20 protein-coding genes are annotated in these 21,423 nt (G+C 66.0%); 9 read left to right on the forward strand and 11 right to left on the reverse strand.

The annotated features are described in order from the left end of the window. Positions 1-2: 2 nt before the first annotated feature. A complete protein-coding gene (dmeF, locus tag B5V46_RS02885; protein WP_080615189.1) occupies positions 3-1,037 on the forward strand; it encodes a CDF family Co(II)/Ni(II) efflux transporter DmeF in 1,035 nt (344 codons plus the stop codon). A 21-nt stretch (positions 1,038-1,058) separates the two neighbouring features. Here dmeF and B5V46_RS02890 read toward each other — a convergent pair whose 3' ends face one another. Both B5V46_RS02890 and B5V46_RS19485 read right to left on the reverse strand, forming a co-directional pair. Next, on the reverse strand, positions 1,059-2,834 hold the full coding sequence (locus tag B5V46_RS02890; protein WP_080615190.1) for an SLC13 family permease: 1,776 nt from the start codon (positions 2,832-2,834) through the stop codon (positions 1,059-1,061). 681 nt (positions 2,835-3,515) lie between these two features. Continuing rightward, positions 3,516-3,809: a hypothetical protein gene (locus B5V46_RS19485; protein ID WP_155773907.1), complete on the reverse strand. Its 294-nt coding sequence runs from the start codon at positions 3,807-3,809 to the stop codon at positions 3,516-3,518. 164 nt (positions 3,810-3,973) lie between these two features. On the opposite strand from B5V46_RS19485, the gene B5V46_RS02895 reads away from it, so the two are divergent. Beyond that, positions 3,974-4,441 carry an Rrf2 family transcriptional regulator gene (locus B5V46_RS02895; RefSeq protein ID WP_080615191.1) on the forward strand — a complete coding sequence of 156 codons (468 nt, stop codon included), beginning with the start codon at positions 3,974-3,976 and terminating at the stop codon, positions 4,439-4,441. Between the two features lie 178 nt (positions 4,442-4,619). Here the strand turns inward: B5V46_RS02895 and B5V46_RS20770 are convergent, their stop codons facing one another. The 7 genes from B5V46_RS20770 to groES all read right to left on the reverse strand — a co-directional run bounded on the left by B5V46_RS20770 (position 4,620) and on the right by groES (position 11,606). Next, complete coding sequence (locus B5V46_RS20770; protein WP_369822805.1) at positions 4,620-4,712, reverse strand: NAD-dependent epimerase/dehydratase family protein; 93 nt, start codon at positions 4,710-4,712, stop codon at positions 4,620-4,622. A gap of 4 nt (positions 4,713-4,716) precedes the next feature. Next, positions 4,717-5,622: a UTP--glucose-1-phosphate uridylyltransferase GalU gene (gene galU, locus B5V46_RS02900; protein WP_080615192.1), complete on the reverse strand. Its 906-nt coding sequence runs from the start codon at positions 5,620-5,622 to the stop codon at positions 4,717-4,719. 179 nt (positions 5,623-5,801) lie between these two features. Further along, positions 5,802-6,065: a hypothetical protein gene (locus B5V46_RS02905; protein WP_080615193.1), complete on the reverse strand. Its 264-nt coding sequence runs from the start codon at positions 6,063-6,065 to the stop codon at positions 5,802-5,804. Between the two features lie 313 nt (positions 6,066-6,378). Continuing rightward, positions 6,379-8,658: a calcium-binding protein gene (locus tag B5V46_RS02910; RefSeq protein WP_080615194.1), complete on the reverse strand. Its 2,280-nt coding sequence runs from the start codon at positions 8,656-8,658 to the stop codon at positions 6,379-6,381. Between the two features lie 359 nt (positions 8,659-9,017). Continuing rightward, positions 9,018-9,488 carry a GNAT family N-acetyltransferase gene (locus B5V46_RS02915; RefSeq protein ID WP_080615195.1) on the reverse strand — a complete coding sequence of 157 codons (471 nt, stop codon included), beginning with the start codon at positions 9,486-9,488 and terminating at the stop codon, positions 9,018-9,020. A gap of 142 nt (positions 9,489-9,630) precedes the next feature. Further along, complete coding sequence (gene groL, locus B5V46_RS02920) at positions 9,631-11,274, reverse strand: chaperonin GroEL (protein ID WP_080615196.1); 1,644 nt, start codon at positions 11,272-11,274, stop codon at positions 9,631-9,633. A gap of 44 nt (positions 11,275-11,318) precedes the next feature. After that, the gene (gene groES, locus B5V46_RS02925; RefSeq protein WP_042459131.1) at positions 11,319-11,606 is read right to left on the reverse strand and encodes a co-chaperone GroES; all 288 of its coding nucleotides are present in this window, start codon (positions 11,604-11,606) and stop codon (positions 11,319-11,321) included. Positions 11,607-11,975: 369 nt separating this feature from the next. On the opposite strand from groES, the gene B5V46_RS02930 reads away from it, so the two are divergent. The 6 genes from B5V46_RS02930 (at position 11,976) to B5V46_RS02955 (ending at position 17,091) form a co-directional block, all read left to right on the forward strand. Next, the gene (locus tag B5V46_RS02930) at positions 11,976-12,896 is read left to right on the forward strand and encodes a manganese-dependent inorganic pyrophosphatase (protein WP_080615197.1); all 921 of its coding nucleotides are present in this window, start codon (positions 11,976-11,978) and stop codon (positions 12,894-12,896) included. 63 nt (positions 12,897-12,959) lie between these two features. Further along, positions 12,960-13,829, forward strand: coding sequence for a TIGR01459 family HAD-type hydrolase (locus tag B5V46_RS02935; RefSeq protein WP_080615198.1), 870 nt, complete (start codon positions 12,960-12,962; stop codon positions 13,827-13,829). 279 nt (positions 13,830-14,108) lie between these two features. After that, positions 14,109-14,552, forward strand: coding sequence for a MaoC family dehydratase (locus B5V46_RS02940; RefSeq protein ID WP_080615199.1), 444 nt, complete (start codon positions 14,109-14,111; stop codon positions 14,550-14,552). A gap of 31 nt (positions 14,553-14,583) precedes the next feature. After that, positions 14,584-15,546, forward strand: coding sequence for a bifunctional riboflavin kinase/FAD synthetase (locus B5V46_RS02945; protein ID WP_080617930.1), 963 nt, complete (start codon positions 14,584-14,586; stop codon positions 15,544-15,546). Positions 15,547-15,550: 4 nt separating this feature from the next. After that, complete coding sequence (locus B5V46_RS02950) at positions 15,551-16,030, forward strand: YcgN family cysteine cluster protein (protein WP_369822806.1); 480 nt, start codon at positions 15,551-15,553, stop codon at positions 16,028-16,030. 5 nt (positions 16,031-16,035) lie between these two features. Next, entirely contained in the window at positions 16,036-17,091 is a 1,056-nt protein-coding gene (locus B5V46_RS02955; RefSeq protein WP_080615200.1) for a low specificity L-threonine aldolase, read from the forward strand. Positions 17,092-17,142: 51 nt separating this feature from the next. Here B5V46_RS02955 and B5V46_RS02960 read toward each other — a convergent pair whose 3' ends face one another. Further along, positions 17,143-17,742 (reverse strand): 2-hydroxychromene-2-carboxylate isomerase, encoded by a 600-nt coding sequence (locus B5V46_RS02960; RefSeq protein ID WP_080615201.1) that lies wholly within the window; start codon positions 17,740-17,742, stop codon positions 17,143-17,145. Between the two features lie 105 nt (positions 17,743-17,847). On the opposite strand from B5V46_RS02960, the gene B5V46_RS02965 reads away from it, so the two are divergent. Beyond that, the gene (locus B5V46_RS02965) at positions 17,848-18,873 is read left to right on the forward strand and encodes a ribose-phosphate pyrophosphokinase (RefSeq protein WP_080615202.1); all 1,026 of its coding nucleotides are present in this window, start codon (positions 17,848-17,850) and stop codon (positions 18,871-18,873) included. Positions 18,874-19,350: 477 nt separating this feature from the next. Here B5V46_RS02965 and B5V46_RS02970 read toward each other — a convergent pair whose 3' ends face one another. Further along, positions 19,351-21,315, reverse strand: a complete 1,965-nt coding sequence (locus B5V46_RS02970) for a cation:proton antiporter (RefSeq protein WP_080615203.1) — start codon at positions 21,313-21,315, stop codon at positions 19,351-19,353. Positions 21,316-21,423 lie beyond the last annotated feature (108 nt).

Below are 21,423 nucleotides of genomic sequence, written 5' to 3' on the forward strand. Positions count from 1 at the left end.
TCATGCATGACCACGCCCCTTCCGAGAACTCGCATCATCATTCCCATGACGCGGAGGGCGGCGCGGCGCTCTGCCATCCGCGCGGCCCCGGCGGCCCCGACCATGTCTTTCTGGGCAGCGATCACGACCGCAATGCGCGGCGCACCTGGCTGGTGATCGCCATCACCGCGACGATGATGGTGATCGAGATCGCGGCGGGCACGGTATTCGGCTCGATGGCGCTTCTGGCCGATGGCTGGCACATGGCGACCCATGCCGCGGCGCTGTCCATTGCCGCATTGTCCTACATGTTCGCGCGTCGTCACGCCCATGACCCGCGCTTCACCTTCGGCACCGGCAAGCTGGGCGATCTGGCGGCCTTCGGCAGTGCGGTGGTGCTGGGCGTGGTCTCGCTGATGATCGGCTGGGAAAGCCTCGTTCGGCTGGTGCATCCGGTCGGCATCCATTTCGGCGAGGCGATCTTCGTCGCGGTCATCGGCCTTCTGGTCAATATCGGCAGCGCGGTGCTGCTGCATCAGGGGCCGCATGCGCACAGCCATGGGCATGGCCACGATCACCACCACGCCCACGACCATGGGGCGCAGGCCGGGCATCACTCGCACGACCACCACCACGAGGTCGACCACAACCTGCGCGCGGCCTATCTGCATGTGCTGGCCGATGCGCTGACCTCGGTCCTTGCCATTGCCGCGCTGGTCGCGGGGCGGGCCTTCGGCTGGGTCTGGCTCGACCCGATCATCGGCATGCTGGGGGCGATCCTGATCGCGCGCTGGTCCTTCGGACTGATGCGCGATGCCGGCGGCGTGCTGGTCGATTTCGTGCCGCGTTCGGAGACGCTGCCGCAGAAGATCCGCGAGGCCATCGAGACCGACGGCGCCCGGGTGGTCGACCTGCATGTCTGGCAGCTCGGTCCCGGCCATCGCGGCGCCATCGTCGCGATCTCGGACGAGCATCCGCGCCCGGCGGCCGAATATCGCGGGCGGCTGGCGCATCTGGGCCGCCTCTCGCATGTCACGATCGAGGTCGAGGCGGTCTGAGCCGCCCCGTCTGGTCCCCGTTCAGAACGGGAAGAACAGTGGGATCACCCCGACCGCGAGCACGGCGAAGATGATGTTCAGCGGCAGGCCGACCTTCAGGAAATCGCGGAACCGGTAGCCGCCCGCGCCATAGACGAAGGTGTTGGTCTGATAGCCGATGGGCGTGGCGAAACTGGCCGAGGCCGCGAACATCACCGCCATGATGAAGGGGCGCGGATCGACCCCCAGCTGGGTTGCCAGCCCGATCACGATGGGACCGACCAGCACCGCCACCGCGTTGTTGCTGATCATCTCGGTCAGCGCGCTGGTCAGCACATAGACCGCCGCCAGGATCGCCAGCGGCCCGAACCCGCCCATGAGCCCAACCACCCAGTCGACGATCAGCTGTGCGGTGCCGGTCTCCTCCATGCCCTTGCTGAGCCCCAGCATGCCGAAGATCAGGAACAGGATCCGCCAGTCGATGGCGTTGAACGCCTCTTCGGGATCGACGCAGCGGGTCAGCATCACCGCAACCGCGCCGATCACCGCAAGCCCGGCAATGGGCATCACCTCCAGGGCGGCAAGCCCGACGACCGCCACCATCGTGGCGATGGCGATGGGCGCCCTGGATCGCCGCATCGGCCGTTCGGTGGGCGCCGATAGATTGATCACGCCGCCATCCTCGACCAGCCGACGAAGCCCTTCGGGCGGGCCCTCCAGCAGCAGCGTGTCGGCGAATTGCAGGCGGATGTTGTCGGCCCGCTCCGACAGGTTGCGGTCCGCGCGATGCACGGCCATGACATAGACGCCATAGCGGCGGCGCAGCCGCAACTCGCTCAGCGGCCGGCCGCGCAGCATCGAATTCGGACCGATGCTGGCCTCGAGCGTCACGGTCTGGTCGGCGGTCACGGGCTCGACCCCCCGGTCCGAGAGGTCGCGGAACGCCACCTGGCCGTTTTCCTTCAGTCCGAGGATCTCGCCGGTGCCCGTTTTCAGGACCAGCCGGTCGCCGGGCTCCAGCACCAGCTTGTCGAGGCTGCGCCGCATCGAGACCTCGCCGCGGATCACGTCGAGGATACGGGTTTCGGCGGTGTTGAAGGGCAGGTCCTCGAGCCGCTTGCCGATATAGCGCGATCCGGCCGGGATCAGCAGCCGGGCAAGGAAGCGGCGCCTGGATTCGCGGCCCATCAGATGCGCCAGGGATTGCCGGTCGGGCAGCAGGAAGCGTCCGGCGAGGGCCATGTAGGTCATGCCCACCACGGCGAAGATGAGCCCGGGCAGGGTCATTTCGAACATCGATATCGGCGGCTGGCCGGTCTCTTTCGCGACCCCGCTCATCAGGATGTTGGTCGAGGTGCCGACCAGGGTCAGCGTTCCGCCGAAGATCGCCGCGAAGGACAGCGGCATCAACAGGCGAGAGGGCGCGACGCCCAGGCTGGCCGCGACCGAGATCATCACCGGCGTCAGCAGGATCACGACCGGGGTGTTGTTCATGAAGGCCGAGGCCAGCACCGTCACGATCATCATCAGGAAGAGCGCGCGAAGATACGAGCCTCCGGCCCGCGCGGTCATGAAATCGCCAAGCGTGGCCAGCACGCCGGTGCGTTCAAGTGCTGCCGAGATGATGAACATCATCGCGATGGTGATCGGCGCGCTCGACCCGAACACGGTCAGGAAATCGCCGGTCTCGATGATCCCGGTGGCGAGCAATGCGGCCGAGGCCGCGAGCGCGGTCACTTCGGGCGGATATGTTTCCTTCACGAAACTGAGAAAGACAATGGCAAGCAGGGCAAGAACGACGATCTGGTCGAGCGACATCCGGACGGACCTTCCGATGGGCGCATTTATTCAGGTTAAATACGATAGGTTAGATCGGGTTTCTGTGGAAGCGGTTCCTTAGCGATGCGTCTGACCGGCGCGCGCAGGTCCGGGCGCGCTTTTGCTTCCCTGTCGTGACCTGACAGCCGGTCATGCACGAGCCTCTGTCGGGCCGGCTGCTCGAAGCCCGCGGCCGTTGCCCCGCGACGTCCGGCCGGGTGCCGGAGCGCCCTTCGGTATGGCGCCGGTCATCCGCTGTGCCCGGCGGGTCAGCCCGGACCGCCACCGCATGGGCAGCGGCGTGAGCTGCGTAAGATCCGGGGCAGAAGCCGGGCCATTCCGGGCGCACATCGCGTAGGCCCGGGCCTTGCCGGCATCGCTGGGCCCGGGGTCGCGGAGAAAGACCGGTGCTCCGGGCGAGAGCCGCAGCAGGGTTCGCTTCGGCATCAGTCCTGTCTGCGATGGGATATTGCCAGAAGCGCCACTTGCTCCGTCCGATTGCGCGCGGAAACGGGGCGGCCGCCGAAAGAGGGGAAAAGGGCACCGACCCCGCTCTCGGGCTCGATACCGCGCGAAAACCCGAAGATCCGGCAGGGCCCGCCCGACAGGCCGCCGATTTCGTCCCCCCATTTTAAACGGCCGCCTTACGCGCATGGTGCGCGGCGGCTCGGTCTGTTGGTGCTAATGTCCGGTGCCCTGGCTTTGGCCGGCGGCAGAGGGCGGCATGATCCAAAGGCTTTCCGGCGTCAGGATGAACGCGAAGAGGGCCAGATAGGCGAGCAGAAAGATGAACAACGCACCCGCGTTGCGCCGCCTCATCGTCACAAGCCCGCCGAAACCCAAGCGCTGAGTTGGCTGCATGGTGCGAATCCCCCATTGTGGCCCGTCAAGTCTACAGGGGATGTCGTGATAAATCCTCCTGTCCTTCGTGGTTTCCGAGAAGAGAATTCCCCGGCGGGTCAGCGCGCTGTCCACCAGAGGCCACAAAAGCCTTGCCGCCAGCGCTGGAAGAGGCTCGCCGGCTACCGTTCAGGGTATTGAATTGATAGGGATTATTCCGCCTTTCAGAACAGGGGGGCTGCGGAGGGCAGAAGATTCCTTCGCTTGATCAGCGCCGGTTTCGCCCGTATTCGTGACAAATGATCACCCAGAAGACAAAATATGCCCTGAAGGCTCTGATCGCGCTTGCGGAAGAGGCTGCCGGGGCGGGTGAGGCGCTGACCATCGAACAGATCTCGCAGCGCTCGGGCGCGCCCAAGCGGTTTCTGGAACATATCCTGCTCGATCTCAAGCGTACGGGCTATCTCGGATCGCGCCGGGGCCGGTCGGGCGGGTATCTGCTGATCAAGGAACCGCGCCAGGTCTCGATCGGCGAGTTGCTGCGCGAGGTCGACGGGCCGATCGCGCCGCTGCCTTGCCTCTCGCGTCGGGCCTATCAGCCCTGCGACGATTGCGAGGACGAGGAAAGCTGCCGGATCCGCAGGCTGTTCGGACAGGTCTTCTACGCCTATCTGCTGCTGATCGAGTCGCTGACGCTGGCCGATCTTCTGGAAAGCCCCGACCGGATCGAACGGCTGGCGGCGGATGTCGTCCTGCCGCCCGTCTGAGGGCGCGGCCCGGCCCCTCCGCCGATCCGGCCCCCTGTGGCCCCCTGCGACATGCTTACGACCGGGATCCAGCCCGGGCGTCCCCGATCATGGGCGGAAGCTCCGGGCGGGGCGCCGGCCGGCCGATCCCGGTTCCGGCCGGACACAGGTCCCGACAGGGCGCTGGCCTCGCCCGGCGTCACCCCGTCCCGGGCGCCACAGAGCGCGCGAGCGCCTTGCAGGCATGGGCGCCGATATAGCCCGCCCCGCCCGTCACCAGAACATGCGCCATCGCCCTATTCCGCCGCCTCCGGCCGGGCGAACCGGGCGCGCAGGTAGTCCTCGAACTCGCCCTTCAGCTCGGGCCGCGCCAGCGCGAAGGATACCGTCGCCTGCAGGAACCCGGCCTTCGAGCCGCAATCGAAGCGCTGCCCCGTGAAGCGGTAGCCGTACACCCCCTGCCCGTCGATCTCCTCTGCGATGGCGTCGGTCAGCTGCAGCTCGCCCCCGGCGCCGAACCGCTCGTGGCGCAGGTTCTGGTCGAGATTGTGCAGCACCTTCGGCGTCAGGATATAGCGCCCGATCACCGCCAGGTTCGAGGGCGCCTCCTCGAGGCTCGGCTTCTCGACCATCCCCTTGACCAGCACCCTGTCGCCCATGTCCCGCGCGACATCGAGAATGCCATAGGCAGAGGCCTTCTCGGGCGGCACTTCCATCGCCGCCACCATGTTTGCGCCGGTCTCGCGATAAGCCTCGGTCATCTGCTGCAGGCAGGGCGTCTCGGCCGCGATCACGTCATCGGGCAGGATCACCGCGAAGGGCTCGTTGCCGATCAGCCGCCGCGCGCACCAGACCGCATGGCCCAGCCCCATCGCCATCTTCTGGCGGATATAGGCGATCGCGCCGCTTTCCATGTCGGTGCTGCGCAGGATCTCCAGCAGATCGTCCTTGCCCCTCGAGCGCAGCGAGTCCTCCAGATGCGGGGCGTGGTCGAAATAATCCTCGAGCGCGCTTTTGCCGCGCGAGGTCACGAAGATGAAATCGGTGATCCCGGCCGCCCGCGCCTCGTCGATCGCGTATTGGATCAGCGGCCGGTCCACCAGCGTCATGATCTCCTTCGGAATCGATTTCGTCGCGGGAAGAAAACGCGTCCCAAGACCCGCCACGGGGAAAACCGCTTTCGTCACTTGCCGGTTCTGCATTCGAAATGTTCCTTTTTCACAAGATGACAGACAACGGGCGGGGCCGGAGGCCTATCCGCCGAGGAAAGATAACTGGCCCGGCATGAGGGCCGTGATGCCGATACTGACCGGGGCCGGAACGGGATCTGATCTGGGGGCATGTCAACGGGCCAGTGCAAGCGGGCTCCCGTCCAGGGGTTTCAGGGCCGGTCCGGATCGGGCGTCGACACTGTGCCCGAGGCGGCCATCTCCGCGACGGGCCCGATGGCGCGTCCGGCCTCGTTGCAGGGATCGTAGATGGAAAACCGCCGCCATTCCAGTGCCTGCGGGTGACTGAGCCGCGTATCGGCAAGGCACAGCCGCCGGACCCGGCCCGACAGGCCAGATCCGGAGAACGTCGCCGGACGGCCGCGATCGGGAAAGCGCCGGGGCAGGGATGCGGCGGCGGCATCGTCTCCGGCCATCGGCCGGGCCCTGCCGTTCACCTGCGGATGACCAGACGTCCGTCACGAGATCAGCCGGTCGCCCAGGCGAAGCCCGAAAGCCGAGATCCCGGGACCGGCAGGGTCATGGGCGGCGCGCCTCGACGGGGCCGCGTCGTGACTGCGGCGGTCAGCACGCGGGCGGGACCGGGGATCGCAAGGCGACCGGCGGCGGGGGAAAGAACAGTGCCCGACCGGGCTCGACCCTCGGCAGAGCGGCGCGCCGGGGATAGCAGTCCCAGGACTGTTTTCCCGCGCGCCGCTCCGGTTGCCGTGCCTTCCGCGCGCGGAAGGCTCACAGCAGGAAATCGGTGGCCGCGAGGCTGTGCAGCCCGTCGAGACGGATCTCGAGATCGACAGCCCCGTTGCCGGTGATATCGGCCAGGATCACCGTCATGCCGGGCAGCGAGGTCAGATCCACCCGCAACTCGCCCGCGGTGCCGCTGAATGCCGCCGTGCCGATGAAATCGAAATCCTGGTCTCCGGCCAGCCCCGAATTCGCGTCGATCCCCGAAAGGTCGAACAGGTCCTCTCCCGTCGTGAAATCGGTGATGCGGTCGGTATTGCTGCCTTTGCTGTGGCTTGCTTCATTGAACTCGAAGATGTCGGCTCCGGCCATGCCGGTCAGGATGTCGCCGCCCGCGCCCCCGATGATCACATCGGCCCCGGCGCTGCCGATGATGGTGTCGCGGCCCGATCCGCCGTCGATGCTTTCGATCCCGCTCAGGGTGGTCGCGGAGAGGTCCAGCAGGTTGTGCCCGGCAGAGCCTTGCAGCACGACGCCGGCATGCCCGTCGGCATCGACGATCTCGACGCCGACAAGCCCGCCGAGGCCGATGGTGACATTATCGGCCGTGGCGAGGAGGCTGTCAGAGCCCGTGCCGCCATCGACCATGTCATAGCCGTTCGCCCCGGCGCCATAGAGGAAGGTGTCGTTGCCGGCCCCGCCGTTCAGGGTGTCGTCCCAGGCCCCGCCGATGAGAATGTCGTTGCCCGTGCCCGCGTCGATCCTGTCATTGCCATAGCCGCCCTCGAGCCGGTCATTGCCGGCCCCGCCCTCGATCGTGTCGTTGCCGCCGCCGCCGGTGATGGTGTCGGCGCCGCTGCCGCCCAGAAGGGTGTCGGCGCCGGAGCCGCCCGCGAAGGTGCAGGCCTGCGTCGCGATGCTGCCGTCGATCCAGTCATGGCCGCCGGAGCCGGTCACGGTGAAGATGTCGAGGTCGAGATTGCAGGAGATGGTACTGCTGTCGCTCAGCGTCGCCGTGCTTTCATTTGCCGCGAGATCGAAATGGACCGATGTTGCCGTACGGCCCCTTTCATCCGTCTCGGAATAGTCGAGGATCAGATGATCGGTGCCGTCGGTCTCGGCGATATAGGCCGAGGCGATGCCGAGCCGGATGGTATCGTTGCCGTCGGCAAGCGTGATATCGGCGTATTCGATGCCCCTGATGCCCCCGCCCTGGCTGATGTCGAGATCGTAGTCGATGGGGTAATACGGCGCCGCTATGACCAGAGTGTCATTCCCTGTGCCGCCGTCTATGTCGTCTTGCCCAAGCTCTGTGTAGATATAGTCATCGCCGGGGCCGCCATCGAGCAAGGGGGCGCCTTCGCCAGCGATCAGCGTGTCATTGCCGGCCCCGCCATGCAGCTCGCCATCGCTGTCGCCCGAGTCGAGATAGTCGTCGCCATCGTCGCCCCAGAGTTCCGAGTCCGAATAGAGATATCCGTAAAGGCTGTCATTTCCGTTGCCGCCATGCAGGATATCGTAATCGGAACAACCGTGGATCTGGTCGTGCCCGTCACCGCCATAAAGGATCGATGGCTCGTAACCGCCCCAGATCGTGTCGTTCCCGGCCCCGCCGTCGACCGTCCCTCCGTCGGAGTCCGAGATATCAATCAGGTCATTGCCAGCAGAGCCCATGATGTCGAATTCGTTGAAGCCGTAGATGCCGTAGCTTTCGCTGCTGGAATCGCTGAGATGGACGGTCCCGCCATAGACGTCGAGATTGACGGAAAGCGCCGTCCGGCTGCTGGGATCGGTTCCGGAATAGTCGAGATGAAGACAGCCGTCCCCGTCCATATCGGTCAGCAGAAAGCCCGCAAGGACATCGTTCCCGCGGGCCGAGAGGACGACGCCGGTCGGCTCGAAACCGCTCCACGTGGTGACGCCGGTTCCGGTGGCGAGGTCGATGCTCTGGCTGCTGTCCGGTACCGAAACGAGATAGGACGTGTCGCTGCCCGTGCCGCCCAAGCCCGTACCACCCATGCCCGTGCCGTCGCTCCGGGCCAGGGTCTTGTCATTGCCTGCGCCGCCAAGCAGGGTGTCGTTGCCGTCTTCGCCGGTGATCGCGTCATTGCCCGCGCTTCCGATCACCATTACCTGTTCGACATTCGCGATGCTCAGGCTGACCGAATTGTGGCTCGGGGACCGGGCCGCGCCCGGCAGAGTGCCGCTCAGTCTGCCGGGAGTGGAGGTGGCATCTGTCGCGACGGTATCGAAGCCGCCCTGCGCATCGAATGTCTGCGCATTGCCGGACGGCAGGATTGTTTCTTGGTCGTTCCCATTCGTGAACATCGGATGACCCCCATAAAACGGAAATGCGCGCCATCAAAAATGACGTGGTCCCCGCACGGAAAATTTTCCGGAGCGCGCAAAAAGACAGCTGGAAAGAAAGGCGACTCGTTGATAAATACTTTTTTAATTTAATTTAATTAAGCGCCTTTTGCCGGTGCAAGTCAATATGCGGCGTGTGGCCGAAGATATGAGGGCCGATTTCGCTTTGTCTGTTAATCTTCATGAACAATTTAATTGTTCTTCCGCTTTTGAAAACGGACAATCGGACATGCAGATGAACGGGCGCGCGCAGGGCGGCGGGAGGTCGTTTGGAGATGCGGTCTCGTGCGAGGGCAGGGTGCGTTGCGGCGCCGCTGCGCTCAGGCCCCGAAGGCCGGTGCATAGACCAGTCGGTCCAGAGGCGGCGGGCCGCTCGGATCCGGTTCGTAAATGGCGGTCACGTCGAGAGGGTAGGGCGAGACCAGATTGGCGGCACGGCCCACGGAAAAGCCGAAGCGCGTGTAATAGCCCGGGTCGCCCAGTACCACCACCGGCCCTTCGACCACTTCGAGCGCGGCATGGATCAGACGTCCGCCGAGGCCCAGCCCCTGCGATCCCGGCGTCACCGCGACCGGCGCCAGCGCGTACCAGCCGCGCGGCGCGACCATATGGACCAGCGCCAGATAGGCCCGGATCTCTTCTTTGTCATTGGCCAGCAGCCATTCGCGCGCCATGGCCTTCTGCGCCCGCAGCGTCTCGACCAGGCGGGATTCGTCGGCGCGGCCGAATGCAGCATCGAGCAGCCGGGAAATGGGGCCGTAATCGGAGGCGGTCGCTGGGCGGATGGTCATGGGGCGAGCCTAGCAAATTCGGGCGGAGAGGGAAGGGGCCGGGCTGTCGCGGATGCTGGTGCAGCGGGCATCGCGGGCGCCTGGCGCAAGAAAGAGAAAGGGGCCGCCGCAGCGACCCCTTCCCGATATTCGCAAGGGCAGATTACATCATGCCGCCCATGCCGCCCATGTCGGGCATGCCGCCGCCGGCGGAAGCGCCTTTCGGCTCGGGCTTGTCGGCCACCATCGCCTCGGTGGTGATCAGCAGGCCCGCGACCGAGGCCGCGTCTTCCAGAGCGGTCCGGGTCACCTTGGCCGGGTCGATCACGCCGAACTTGAACATGTCGCCATATTCTTCGGTCTGGGCGTTGAAGCCGAAATGGGTGTCGCCGCTTTCGCGGATCTTGCCCGCAACGACGGCACCGTCGACACCGGCGTTTTCGGCGATCTGACGCAGCGGGGCCTCGAGCGCGCGGCGCACGATGGCGATACCGGCATTCTGGTCGCTGTTGTCGCCGGTCAGGCCGTCAAGCACCTTGGCGCCTTGCACCAGGGCCACGCCGCCGCCGACGATCACGCCTTCCTGCACCGCGGCGCGGGTCGCGTTCAGGGCGTCGTCGACGCGGTCCTTGCGCTCTTTCACCTCGACTTCGGTCATGCCGCCGACGCGGATGACGGCAACGCCGCCGGCCAGCTTGGCAACACGTTCCTGCAGTTTCTCGCGGTCATAGTCCGAGGAGGTTTCCTCGATGTTCTGACGGATCTGCGAAACGCGGGCCTCGATCTCGGCCTTGTCGCCATGGCCGTCGATGATGGTGGTCTCGTCCTTGGTGATGGTGACCTTCTTGGCCTGGCCAAGCATGTCCATCGTGACGTTCTCGAGCTTCATGCCGAGATCTTCCGAGATCACCTGGCCACCGGTCAGGATCGCGATGTCCTGCAGCATGGCCTTGCGGCGGTCGCCGAAGCCGGGGGCTTTCACGGCAGCGATCTTCAGGCCGCCGCGCAGCTTGTTGACGACGAGGGTCGCCAGCGCTTCACCTTCGACATCCTCGGCGATGATCAGCAGCGGCTTTTGCGATTGGATGACCGATTCCAGCAGCGGAACCATCGGCTGCAGCGACGAGAGTTTCTTCTCGTGCAGCAGGATCATGCAGTCGTCCAGCTCGGCGACCATCTTGTCGGGGTTGGTCACGAAGTAGGGCGAGAGGTAGCCGCGGTCGAACTGCATCCCTTCGACGACTTCGACTTCGGTTTCCATGCCCTTGTTTTCTTCGACGGTGATCACGCCGTCATTGCCGACCTTCTGCATCGCATCGGCGATGAAGCGGCCGATATTGGCTTCGCCGTTGGCCGAGATGGTGCCGACCTGGGCGACTTCGTCGGAATCGTTGACCGGACGGGCAGCGGCCTTGATCGCCTCGACGACCTTGGCGGTGGCCATGTCGATGCCGCGCTTCAGATCCATCGGGTTCATGCCCGCGGCCACGGCCTTGGTGCCTTCCTTGACGATGGCCTGAGCCAGCACGGTCGCGGTGGTGGTGCCGTCGCCGGCCTCGTCATTGGTGCGGGAAGCGACTTCCTTCACCATCTGCGCGCCCATGTTCTCGAACTTGTCTTCCAGCTCGATTTCCTTGGCGACGGTCACGCCGTCCTTGGTGATCCGGGGCGCCCCGAAGGATTTCTCGATCACCACGTTGCGGCCCTTCGGACCCAGGGTGACCTTGACCGCATCGGCGAGGATGTTCACGCCTTTCAGCATGCGGTTGCGCGCATCGGTATCGAACTTGACGTCCTTGGCAGCCATATCGCTTGCTCCTGGTTATCTGGTTGTTTCTAAGGGCGAACCGCTCAGGCGATGATGCCGAGGATGTCGCTTTCCTTCATGATCAGCAGCTCTTCGCCCTCGATCGTCACTTCCGTGCCCGACCATTTGCCGAAGAGAACGCGGTCGCCGGCCTTGACCGCCATTTCGATCAGCTCGCCCGAATCCTTGCGGGCGCCTTCGCCACAGGCGATCACTTCGCCTTCCGCCGGTTTTTCCTTGGCGCTGTCGGGGATGATCAGGCCGCCCTTGGTCTTCTCATCGCTTTCGACGCGGCGAACGAGAACCCGGTCGTGCAAAGGTTTGAATGCCATGTTCGAACGCTCCTTGGTTCTGGGTGCCGAGGTTTTATCACTCGCACCCGGTGAGTGCTAATGAGGCGGAGATAGGAAAGCCGCGACTGGCTGTCAAGCATCGGCCCGGCGAAAAAATTGCGAAAAAAACGCCTGCCCGAGGCCGCTTGGCACCTGCGCGGAGATACCGCGAACGGGCAGCGAACCGGGCACGAACAAAGTCCGAACGCTTCCTTGGCGCCACGACGCCAGGATGGCAGAGGCTCGGCGCGGGAAGGCGCCGTCCGCTCATGCTGCAGCGCAGAAAGGGTGTGCGGGCCCGGGTGACAACTGCGCGCGCCGCTTCTATAAGGGCGCCGACCTCAGACATCCGCAAATTGGGCACATGACATGACGATCAAGGTTATCGGCCACAAGGCCCCCGACACCGACTCCACCGGCTCGCCGCTGATCTGGGCCTGGTACCTTTCCGAAATCAAGGGCATGGCTGCCGAGGCCAAGCTGCTGGGCACGCCCAATACCGAAGCCCGGTTCGTTCTGGAGCGCTGGGGCTTCGAGCAGCCCGAGATCATCGCCGATGTCGCCCCGGGCGAGGATGTGGTGATCGTCGATACCAACAACGTCGCCGAGCTGCCCTCGAGGATCAACGAGGCCAACGTGCTCGCGATCATCGACCACCACCTGCTGCAGGGTGGGCTGAAGACCCGCTCGCCGATCGAGATCACCGTGCGCCCCGTCGCCTGCACCGCCACCATCATGTTCGATCTGATGGGCGAGGACGCGGCGAAGATGCCAGACAATATCAAGGGCGCGATGCTGTCCTGCATCCTGTCCGACACGCTGGAATTCCGCTCGCCGACGACGACGCCTGCCGATACCGCCGTCGCCGGACGGCTCGCCGCCGAGCTCGATATCTCGATCCCGGACTATGCTGCCGAGATGTTCGCGGCCAAATCCGACGTCTCGGCCTTCTCGGATGCCGAACTGCTGCGGATGGATTCCAAGCAATACGAGGTCGCGGGCAAGAAATTCCGCGTCTCGGTGCTGGAAACCACCTCGCCCAAGACCGTGCTCGACCGCAAGGACAGCCTGATGCAGGCGATGACCGGCGTGGCCGAAGAGGATGGCGCCGATCAGGTTCTGCTCTTCGTCGTCGATATTCTCCGGCAGGAGGCCACGCTTCTGGTGCCGAACGAGCTGGTCAAGGCGGTGGCCGAGAAGAGCTTTGCCGCCACTGTCGCGGGCGACACCGTGGTGCTGCCGGGCATCGTCAGCCGCAAGAAGCAGATCATCCCGAATCTGCAACTCTGACCGCTGATACGAGTTTCGGAGGCGCCGCATCCGGCGCCTCCCTGCTTTCAAGGAAATGCGCCCATGACACCGATCATCGAGAGCCTCGACGAGGTCTCGTCCCGCTACAAGGCTCTCTTCGTCGATCTCTGGGGCTGCCTGCATAACGGGCGCGAGCCCTTCGCCGAGGCCGTCGCAGCGCTTCAGCGCTACCGTGCCCAGGGCGGCAAGGTGGTGCTGCTGACCAATGCGCCGCGCCACCGCAAGGCGGTCGAGGGCCAGCTCGAGGAGATCGGCGTCGCCCGCGACAGCTGGGACACCATCGCCACCTCTGGCGACAGTGCCCGGGCCGCGCTGTTCCGCGGCATTGTCGGCAAGCGGGTCTATTTCATCGGCATCGATTTCGACCTGACCTTCTTCGACCCGATCGGCATCGTTCGCGACCCGGTCGAGATCGAGCGGGTCCCGTTGGAAGAGGCCGAGGGCATCGTCTGCACCGGCCCGTTCGATTCGCATGCCGATCCGGACGTGCTGCGCCCGCAACTGCTGTATGCCAAGCAGAAGGGGCTCAAGCTGCTTTGCGCCAACCCCGATCTGGTGGTCGACCGGGGCGAGACCCGCGAATGGTGCGCAGGCGCCATCGCCGAGCTTTATACCAGGATGGGCGGCGAGAGCCTCTATTTCGGCAAGCCCCAGCCGCCGATCTACGATCTGGCCCGGCAACGGCTGGCCGAATTCGCAGATGTGTCCGATTCCGAGATCCTGTGCATCGGCGATGGCATCCGTACCGACATCGCGGGTGCCATCGGCGAGGATCTCGATTCGCTCTTCATCTCGGGCGGGCTCGCCGCGGCCGAGACCGAGACCCGGCACCAGCCCGACCCCGAACGGCTTGACGCCTTCCTGAAACAGCACATGGCCAGCCCGACCTACGCCATCGGCTTCCTGCGCTGATCCCGGTCCCGTTCGCTCGGGTCCTTGTGCCCGGCCCTGTCCGGGGCGCGCAAGAGCTTGCGCGCCCTGGCCTTTTCCTGACATGGCCCTTGCCTTGCCCGGCATTCCGGCCCAGCATGCCCCTGCAGGTCGGGCGCTGGCCGGGTGAAATGATGAAACTCCCGACGCAAGAAAGTTGCTTTCTGGTTCCGCTTTGTGGCGAAAAATTACCCTCCTGCATTGCGGCAGGGTGATATCTTCGCTATGCTGCGGTGCAACATGATCCACCGGGGGCCGGGAATGCTCGACAACATGCCACGCGGAACGATTTGTATCGAGGAACTCGAGATCGGTATGTGCCGCCATCTGCGCAAGCAGGTGACCGACCGCGATATCGAGATGTTTGCCGAGGTCTCGACCGACTGCAACCCGGTACATCTGGACGACGATTACGCGATGGAGACGATCTTCGAGGGCCGGATCGCCCATGGCATGCTGACCGCCAGCCTGATCTCGGCGGTGATCGGCGAACAGCTTCCGGGCCATGGCACGATCTATCTGGGCCAGACCCTGAAATTCATGGCGCCCGTGCGTCCCGGCGACATGGTGCTGGCCGAGGTCGAGGTCAAGAGCATCGACCATGCGCGCCGTCGGGTGACGCTGGATTGTCGCTGCCTGGTCGACGGCAAGCCGGTTCTGAAGGGCGAGGCCGTGGTGCTGGCGCCCAGCAAGAAATTCGATTGACGCGGCCCGGCCTCCGGTGCAATCGGGGGCCATGCAGACCTTTGCCTCCTGGACCGGAAACGCCACGGGCGACCGCGGCGCCGCGGTCGCTATCGGCAATTTCGACGGCGTTCATCTCGGCCACCGGGTGGTGATCGAGGCGGCCCGGACCGAGGCAGAGCGCCTGGGCGTGCCGCTGGGCATCCTGACCTTCGAGCCGCATCCGCGCGAGTTCTTCGCCCCCGACGCGCCCCCGTTCCGGCTGATGAATGCCGAGGCCCGTGCCAACCGGCTGGCCAAGCTGGGGATCGATCACCTGTACGAACTGCCCTTCGACGCGCGTCTCGCGGGGCTCTCGCCCGAAGCCTTCGCGCAGCAGGTCATCGTCGACGGTCTGGGGCTGTCCCATGTCGTCGTCGGCGCGGATTTCTGCTTTGGCAAGGGGCGCGCCGGCACCGTCGCGGACCTGACGCGGTTCGGCGCCGGGATGGGGTTCGGCGTCACCGCCGTGCCGCTTCTGTCGAACCATGTGGGCGAGGTCTCCTCGACCTCGATCCGCCACGCGCTGAGCGAGGGACGCCCGGGAGATGCCGCCGCGATGCTGGGCCACTGGCACCGGATCGAAGGCGAGGTGCTGCATGGCGATGCGCGCGGCCGCGATCTGGGCTTCCCGACGGCAAACATGTCGATCCGCGGCCTGCACCGGCCCCGCTTCGGCGTCTATGCGGTCAGGGTCGACGTGCTCTCTGGGCCGCATCAGGGCTGTTATGACGGCGCCGCCTCGATCGGGATCCGACCGATGTTCGGCGAGAATGTCCCGAATTGCGAAAGCTATCTCTTCGATTTCGAGGGCGATCTCTACGGCACCCACCTGTCGGTCGCACTGGTCGAATTCCTGCGCGACGAGGCCAAATTCGACAGCCTGAATGCGCTGGTCGCGCAGATGGATGCCGATTGCAGCCGGGCCCGGGCGATCCTGACCGGCGATCGTCCCTTGCCCTTCGCGCGGGACTGAGCCGGTGGCGCGCCGGCCCCGCAAGACCGATCCGCAAAAGCTGCGCCCGCGATTCTGGGAGCGCGTGGCGCTGAAGGAGATGACGCCCGCCGAATGGGAGGCGCTCTGCGACGGCTGCGGCAAATGCTGTCTGAACAAGCTCGAGGATGCCGATACCGGCGAGGTCGTCTTCACCCGCATCGCCTGCCGCTTGCTGGATGACAGCACCTGCCGCTGTGCCAATTACGCGATCCGCAAGAGCATCGTGCCCGAATGCGTGGTGCTGTCGCCGAAGACGCTGGGCGAGGTCGTCTACTGGATGCCCGCGAGCTGTGCCTATCGGCGGCTCTGGGAGGGGCGCGGGCTGGCCGACTGGCATCCTCTGGTCTCGGGCGATCCCCAAAGCGTGCACGAGGCCGGGAAGTCGGTTCAGGGCTGGACCATTCCGGAATTCGATGTTCCGCTCGAGGACTGGGAAGATCACCTCATCGAAGAGGAGCTGTAACAGCCATGCATTTTGCCTCGGATAACACGTCGCCGGTGCCGCCGCAGATCCTGGATGCCCTGATCGGGGCCAATCACGGCTATGCCATGTCCTATGGCAGTGACGCGATCATGGCCGATGTCCGCGCGATGATCCGCGAGACCTTCGAGGCGCCCGAGGCCGAGGTCTATCTGGTCGCGACCGGCTCTGCCGCCAATGCGCTGTCGCTGGCGCTGCTTTGTCCGTCCTGGGCCACGGTCTTCTGCCATCGCAACGCGCATATCGAGGAAGACGAATGCGGCGCGCCGGAATTCTATACCGGCGGTGCCAAGCTGACGCTGGTCGAGGGCGCCGATGCGAAGCTGACCCCCGAGGCGCTGCACGGGGCCATCGCCCATGCCGCCCGGGCGGGTGTGCACAATGTCCAGCGCGGCGCGGTCTCGCTCACCAATGCGACCGAGCTCGGCACGGTCTATTCCGCCGCCGAGGTCGCCGCCCTGACTGCGGTCGCGGCAGAATACGACCTGCCGGTCCACATGGACGGCGCGCGCTTTGCCAATGCGCTGGTCTCGACCGGCGCCAGCCCGGCCGAGATGACCTGGAAAGCGGGCATCGACGTCCTGTCCTTCGGCGGCACCAAGAATGGCTGCATGGGGGTCGAGGCGGTGGTGCTGTTCGATCCGGCCCATGCCTGGGAATTCGAGCTCCGGCGCAAGCGGGGCGGGCATCTCTTCTCGAAGCACCGCTATCTGTCGGCGCAGATGGCCGCCTATCTCAAGGACGGGCTCTGGCTGAAGCTGGGGGCGCGGGCCAATGATGCGGCGGCCCGGCTGTCGGAGGGGCTTGCCGCGCTTGACCGCGCGACGCTGCTGCACCCGACCGAGGCCAATGCCGTCTTCGCCGCCTTCCCGCGTGAGGCACATCGCCGCGCCCATGCGGCCGGGGCGCAGTATTACTTCTGGCCGATGGACCAGTCGCTGGACGGCCCGGGCGATGTCCCCCTGCCGGCGCGGCTGGTCTGTTCCTGGTGCACGACCGACGAAGAGGTCGACGCGCTTCTGGCCATCGTCCGGGGCGACTGAGCCGCGCGCGCCCCGGTTTGAGGTCTGATCCGGGGCCGGACCCGGGGCGCGCTAGAGCTTTCCCGCGAGATGCAGGTCGAGATCGTCGAGCCGGTCCTGGCCCCAGAACCGCTCGTCGTCATCGGTGATGTAGAAGGGCGAGCCGAAGACACCCCGGGCGGTCGCTTCTTCCAGATTGGCGGCATAGGTCTCGGCCCCTGCCAGCAGCCCCCGGTCGGCAAGCCCCGGATCGAACCCCGCCGCCTGCAGGCAGTCGCGAATGACCTCGTCCTGGGCCAGGTCGCGGTCCTCGGCCCAGCAGGCGCGCGCCAGCGCATGAACCAATTGCCCGAGATCGCCGCCACCGGCTGCCTGCGCGGCAATGATGGCATAGGCGGCGGGCGCCGGATTGGTGGGAAAATGCGCGGGCGCGAGGGACAGTTTCAACTCGGCTTTCGCCGATTGCCGGCGCAGCTCCTGCAATCTGTAGGCTTTGCGCGCGTCGGACCTCTGGGGCAGGGGCGTGCCGCCGGTACGGGAAAAAAGCGTTATTATATCAACGGGCTTGTAGGTGAGTGTCGCGCCATGGCGGGCCGCGATCTCTTCCAGCCGGTTGCCTGCCAGATACACGTATGGCGAGATCACAGTGAAGTAATAGTCGATATGGGCCATCGTGACGCCCCTTCCCTCATAAGGTTTTCAAGACCGTAGCTCGGTGTTAAGCGCTGTCAACGTATCGTTACACGCGCGAATCGGCCGCCGCCGGAGACACTCCCCATGCACAATATTCACGAACCGAAACTGATTTCGGGCAACGCCAACCGTCCGCTTGCCTCTGCCATTGCCCGGCGGATGTCGATGCATCGGGGCATCAATGTCGACCTGGTCGACGCCCGGGTCGAACGGTTCAACGACCAGGAGATCTTCGTCGAGGTCTACGAGAATGTCCGCGGCGAGGACATGTTCGTGATCCAGCCGACCTCGAACCCGGCCAATGACAACCTGATGGAACTGATGATCATGGCCGATGCGCTGCGCCGCTCCTCGGCCGCGCGGATCACTGCCGTGATCCCCTATTTCGGCTATGCCCGTCAGGACCGTCGCACCAAGGCCCGCACGCCGATCAGCGCCAAGCTGGTCGCGAACCTGCTCACCGAATCCGGCATCGAGCGGGTGCTGACGATGGATCTGCACGCTGCCCAGATCCAGGGCTTCTTCGACATCCCGGTCGACAACCTCTATGCCTCGCCGATCTTCGCGCTCGACATCGCGCATGAATTCAACGGGCTCGCCCCCCAGACGACCGTGGTTTCGCCCGATGTGGGCGGCGTGACCCGCGCCCGCGAACTGGCGCAGCGGATCGGGTCGGGGCTGGCCATCGTCGACAAGCGCCGGGTGCGCCCGGGCGAGGTGGCCGAGATGACCGTGATCGGCGATGTCGAGGGGCAGATCTGCTTCATCGTCGACGACATCTGCGACACCGCCGGGACGCTCTGCAAGGCTGCCGACAAGCTGATCGAGGCCGGCGCCAAGGAGGTGCATGCCTATATCACCCATGGCGTGCTGTCCGGCCCCGCGGTCGAACGCATCCGCAATTCGCAGCTGAAATCGGTGGTGGTGACCGATTCGATCCAGCCGACCGAGGCCGTCCTTGCCACGCCCAATATCCGCATCGTGCCGACCGCGCCGCTGTTCGCGCAGGCGATCATGAACATCTGGCAAGGCACCAGCGTCTCCTCGCTCTTCGAGCACGCGACGCTGGCCCCGATCTATGAGGGCCTCTACGCCCCGGGCCGCGTCTGAGCCTGGAGGGCCACATGAACGTGCGCCCCCGACGGCTGGCGGCGGAGGATCCGGCGCTGGCCGGGGGGGGGCTTGAGCTCATCCGCCACAGCGTCGCCTCGAGGGGCGGGCGGCTCTCTTAGCCAGGCTCGCTGCACCGGCTGATGATCTCCGGTATCGCTTTTCACTGAAGTTGGGCCGAGTTGCGGGAAATGGGCGCGCGCCCCCTGCCTGCATTTCCTCATGTGTTGGTCCGAAAGGCTGTCCCCGGGCAGGATCGCGGTCGATCGGATTCGGCGCGGCGATTGCCAGGCCGGGGCGCGGGGCCCGATGCGTTCCCGGTCCCGGTCCCGGTCCCGGTCCCGGTCCCGGAGCCCCGGGGCGAACTGACGGAAAACCGGGCGCTCCTGCCGGGCACGGGAGCGGCCGACCGGCTGCAGGGGCCCCACCCGGATCGGGCCGACCGATCCCGATCATGATGGCCGAGGCTGTGCCGGTTCAGTCCCGGGATTCGGCCGCCGCCTCTGCAGCAGCCCCTTCGGCTGCCGCCTTCTCCGTCGCAATCCCCTCTGCGGTCGCCTCTTCTGCCGCGCGCCGTCTTGCCCGCCGCGACAGCAGCGCGGTGTCGAGCTCGCCATTCAGCTCGCGGGCGCGGCGCAGATAGGGCTCGTTGCGTTCGGCCGGCACGCCCGGTTTCCACAGATCGGCCAGCTCGCGCACCATCCGGCGGTCGAAATCGTAATAGGCGCTCTCGCGCTCGCGGGATTCGGTCGCGCTCAGCCCCATCGCCTCGAGCGAATAGCGCGCGACGCGGAGCGAGCTGTCGAACAGTTCGCGCACGATCTTGTCGGCCCCGGCGCGGTAAAGCTCGTAGACATGGGCGCGGTCGCGGGCGCGGGCGATGATGGTCAGATCGGGCCGCACCCCCCGGGCATAGCGCACCACCCGCGTCGTGGCCGCCGGATCGTCGAGGGCCACCACGAAGACCCGCGCCGTGCCCAGCCCCGCGGCCATCAGCGTCTCGGGCCGGGTCGGGTTGCCGAAGAAGCCCTTGATGCCGAATTTGCGCATCAGGTTGATGGTGGGGAGGTCGTCGTCGAGCATGGTCGCGGGATAGCCCGACATCTGCAGCATGCGCTGCACCACCTGTCCGAACCGGCCGATCCCGGCGATCAGGATCGGGTTGCGCTCGTCGATCCGGTCGGGGGCGCGGTCGGTCCCGATCCCGGCCACCGCGAAGCGCTTCGACAGCATCTCGTAGACGAAGAAGAAAAGCGGCGTCATCAGCATGGTCAGCGCGATCACCAGCAGGAGCGTCTGGGTCAGGCGCTGGGACAGCACGTCCTGCTGGACGGCAAGCCCGAGGAGCACGAAGCCGAATTCACCGGCCTGGGCCAGGCCCAGGGTGAACAGCCAGCGGTCGCGCCCCTTCAGCCCGAAGAGCCGGCCCAGCACCGCCAGCACCAGCCCCTTGACGACCATCACCCCAAGCGCCAGCGCGAAGATCCCGGCCGGGTCGGCCAGCAGCACCTTGAAGTCGATGCCCGCGCCCACGGTGATGAAAAACAACCCCAGCAACAGGCCCTTGAACGGCTCGATATTGCTTTCCAGATCGTGGCGGAATTCGGAATCGGCCAGCACCACGCCCGCGAGGAAGGTGCCAAGCGCGGGCGAGAGCCCGACCATCCCCATCAGGACCGCGATGCCGATCACCAGAAGCAGCGCCAGCGCGGTATACATCTCGCGCAGATGCGCCATGTTGACGAAGCGGAAGACCGGACGGATCAGGTAATGCCCGGCGAGGATCACCGCCGCCACCGCGCCCAGCGTCACCAGCGCCACGCCCCAGGCGGGCAGGCCCGCCACCAGCGAGAAGCTGCCGCCATGCGGTGCGGCCTCGATCGCCGGGCGTATCACCGAGCCGTCGGGCGCGATCCTGGCCTTCGGCGCCGCGACCAGCAAGGGCAGCGCCACCAGCATCGGGATCACCGCGATATCCTGCGCCAGCAGCACCGAAAAGCTCGCCCGCCCGCCATTGGTGGGCATCAGACCCTTCTCGGACAGGGTCTGAAGCACGATCGCGGTCGAGGACAGGGCGAAGACCAGCCCCACCGCCAGCGCCGGACGCCAGTCGAGCCCCAGCGCCGGGATCGCGGCGGCCATGATCGCCAGCGTGGTCAGCGTCACCTGAAGGCCGCCCAGCCCGACCAGCCGGGTGCGCATCCGCCAGAGCGTTCTCGGCTCTAGCTCGAGGCCGATCAGGAACAGCATCAGCACCACGCCGAATTCGGCGACATGGCGGATGTCCTCGACTTCGGCATCGAGAAGGGCGAGCGACGGGCCGATGGCGATGCCGGCCGCGAGATAGCCCAGAACCGATCCGAGCCCTAGCCGCGCGGCGAGGGGAACGGCGATCACCGCTGCGGCAAGGCAGATCAGGGCGGGAAGCAGAAAGCTGTCCATGTCGTCTGGAATCCTCGGGTCCGAGAGCGTCTCGGTCAAGCATGAGTGAGGAAGGGGGCGGCGTCCCGGCGGGGGCGCAGGCAGGAAAGCTGGGGCCGGGAGCGCGCG

It is taken from the genome of Rhodovulum sp. MB263, from assembly GCF_002073975.1.
Classification (GTDB): domain Bacteria; phylum Pseudomonadota; class Alphaproteobacteria; order Rhodobacterales; family Rhodobacteraceae; genus Rhodovulum.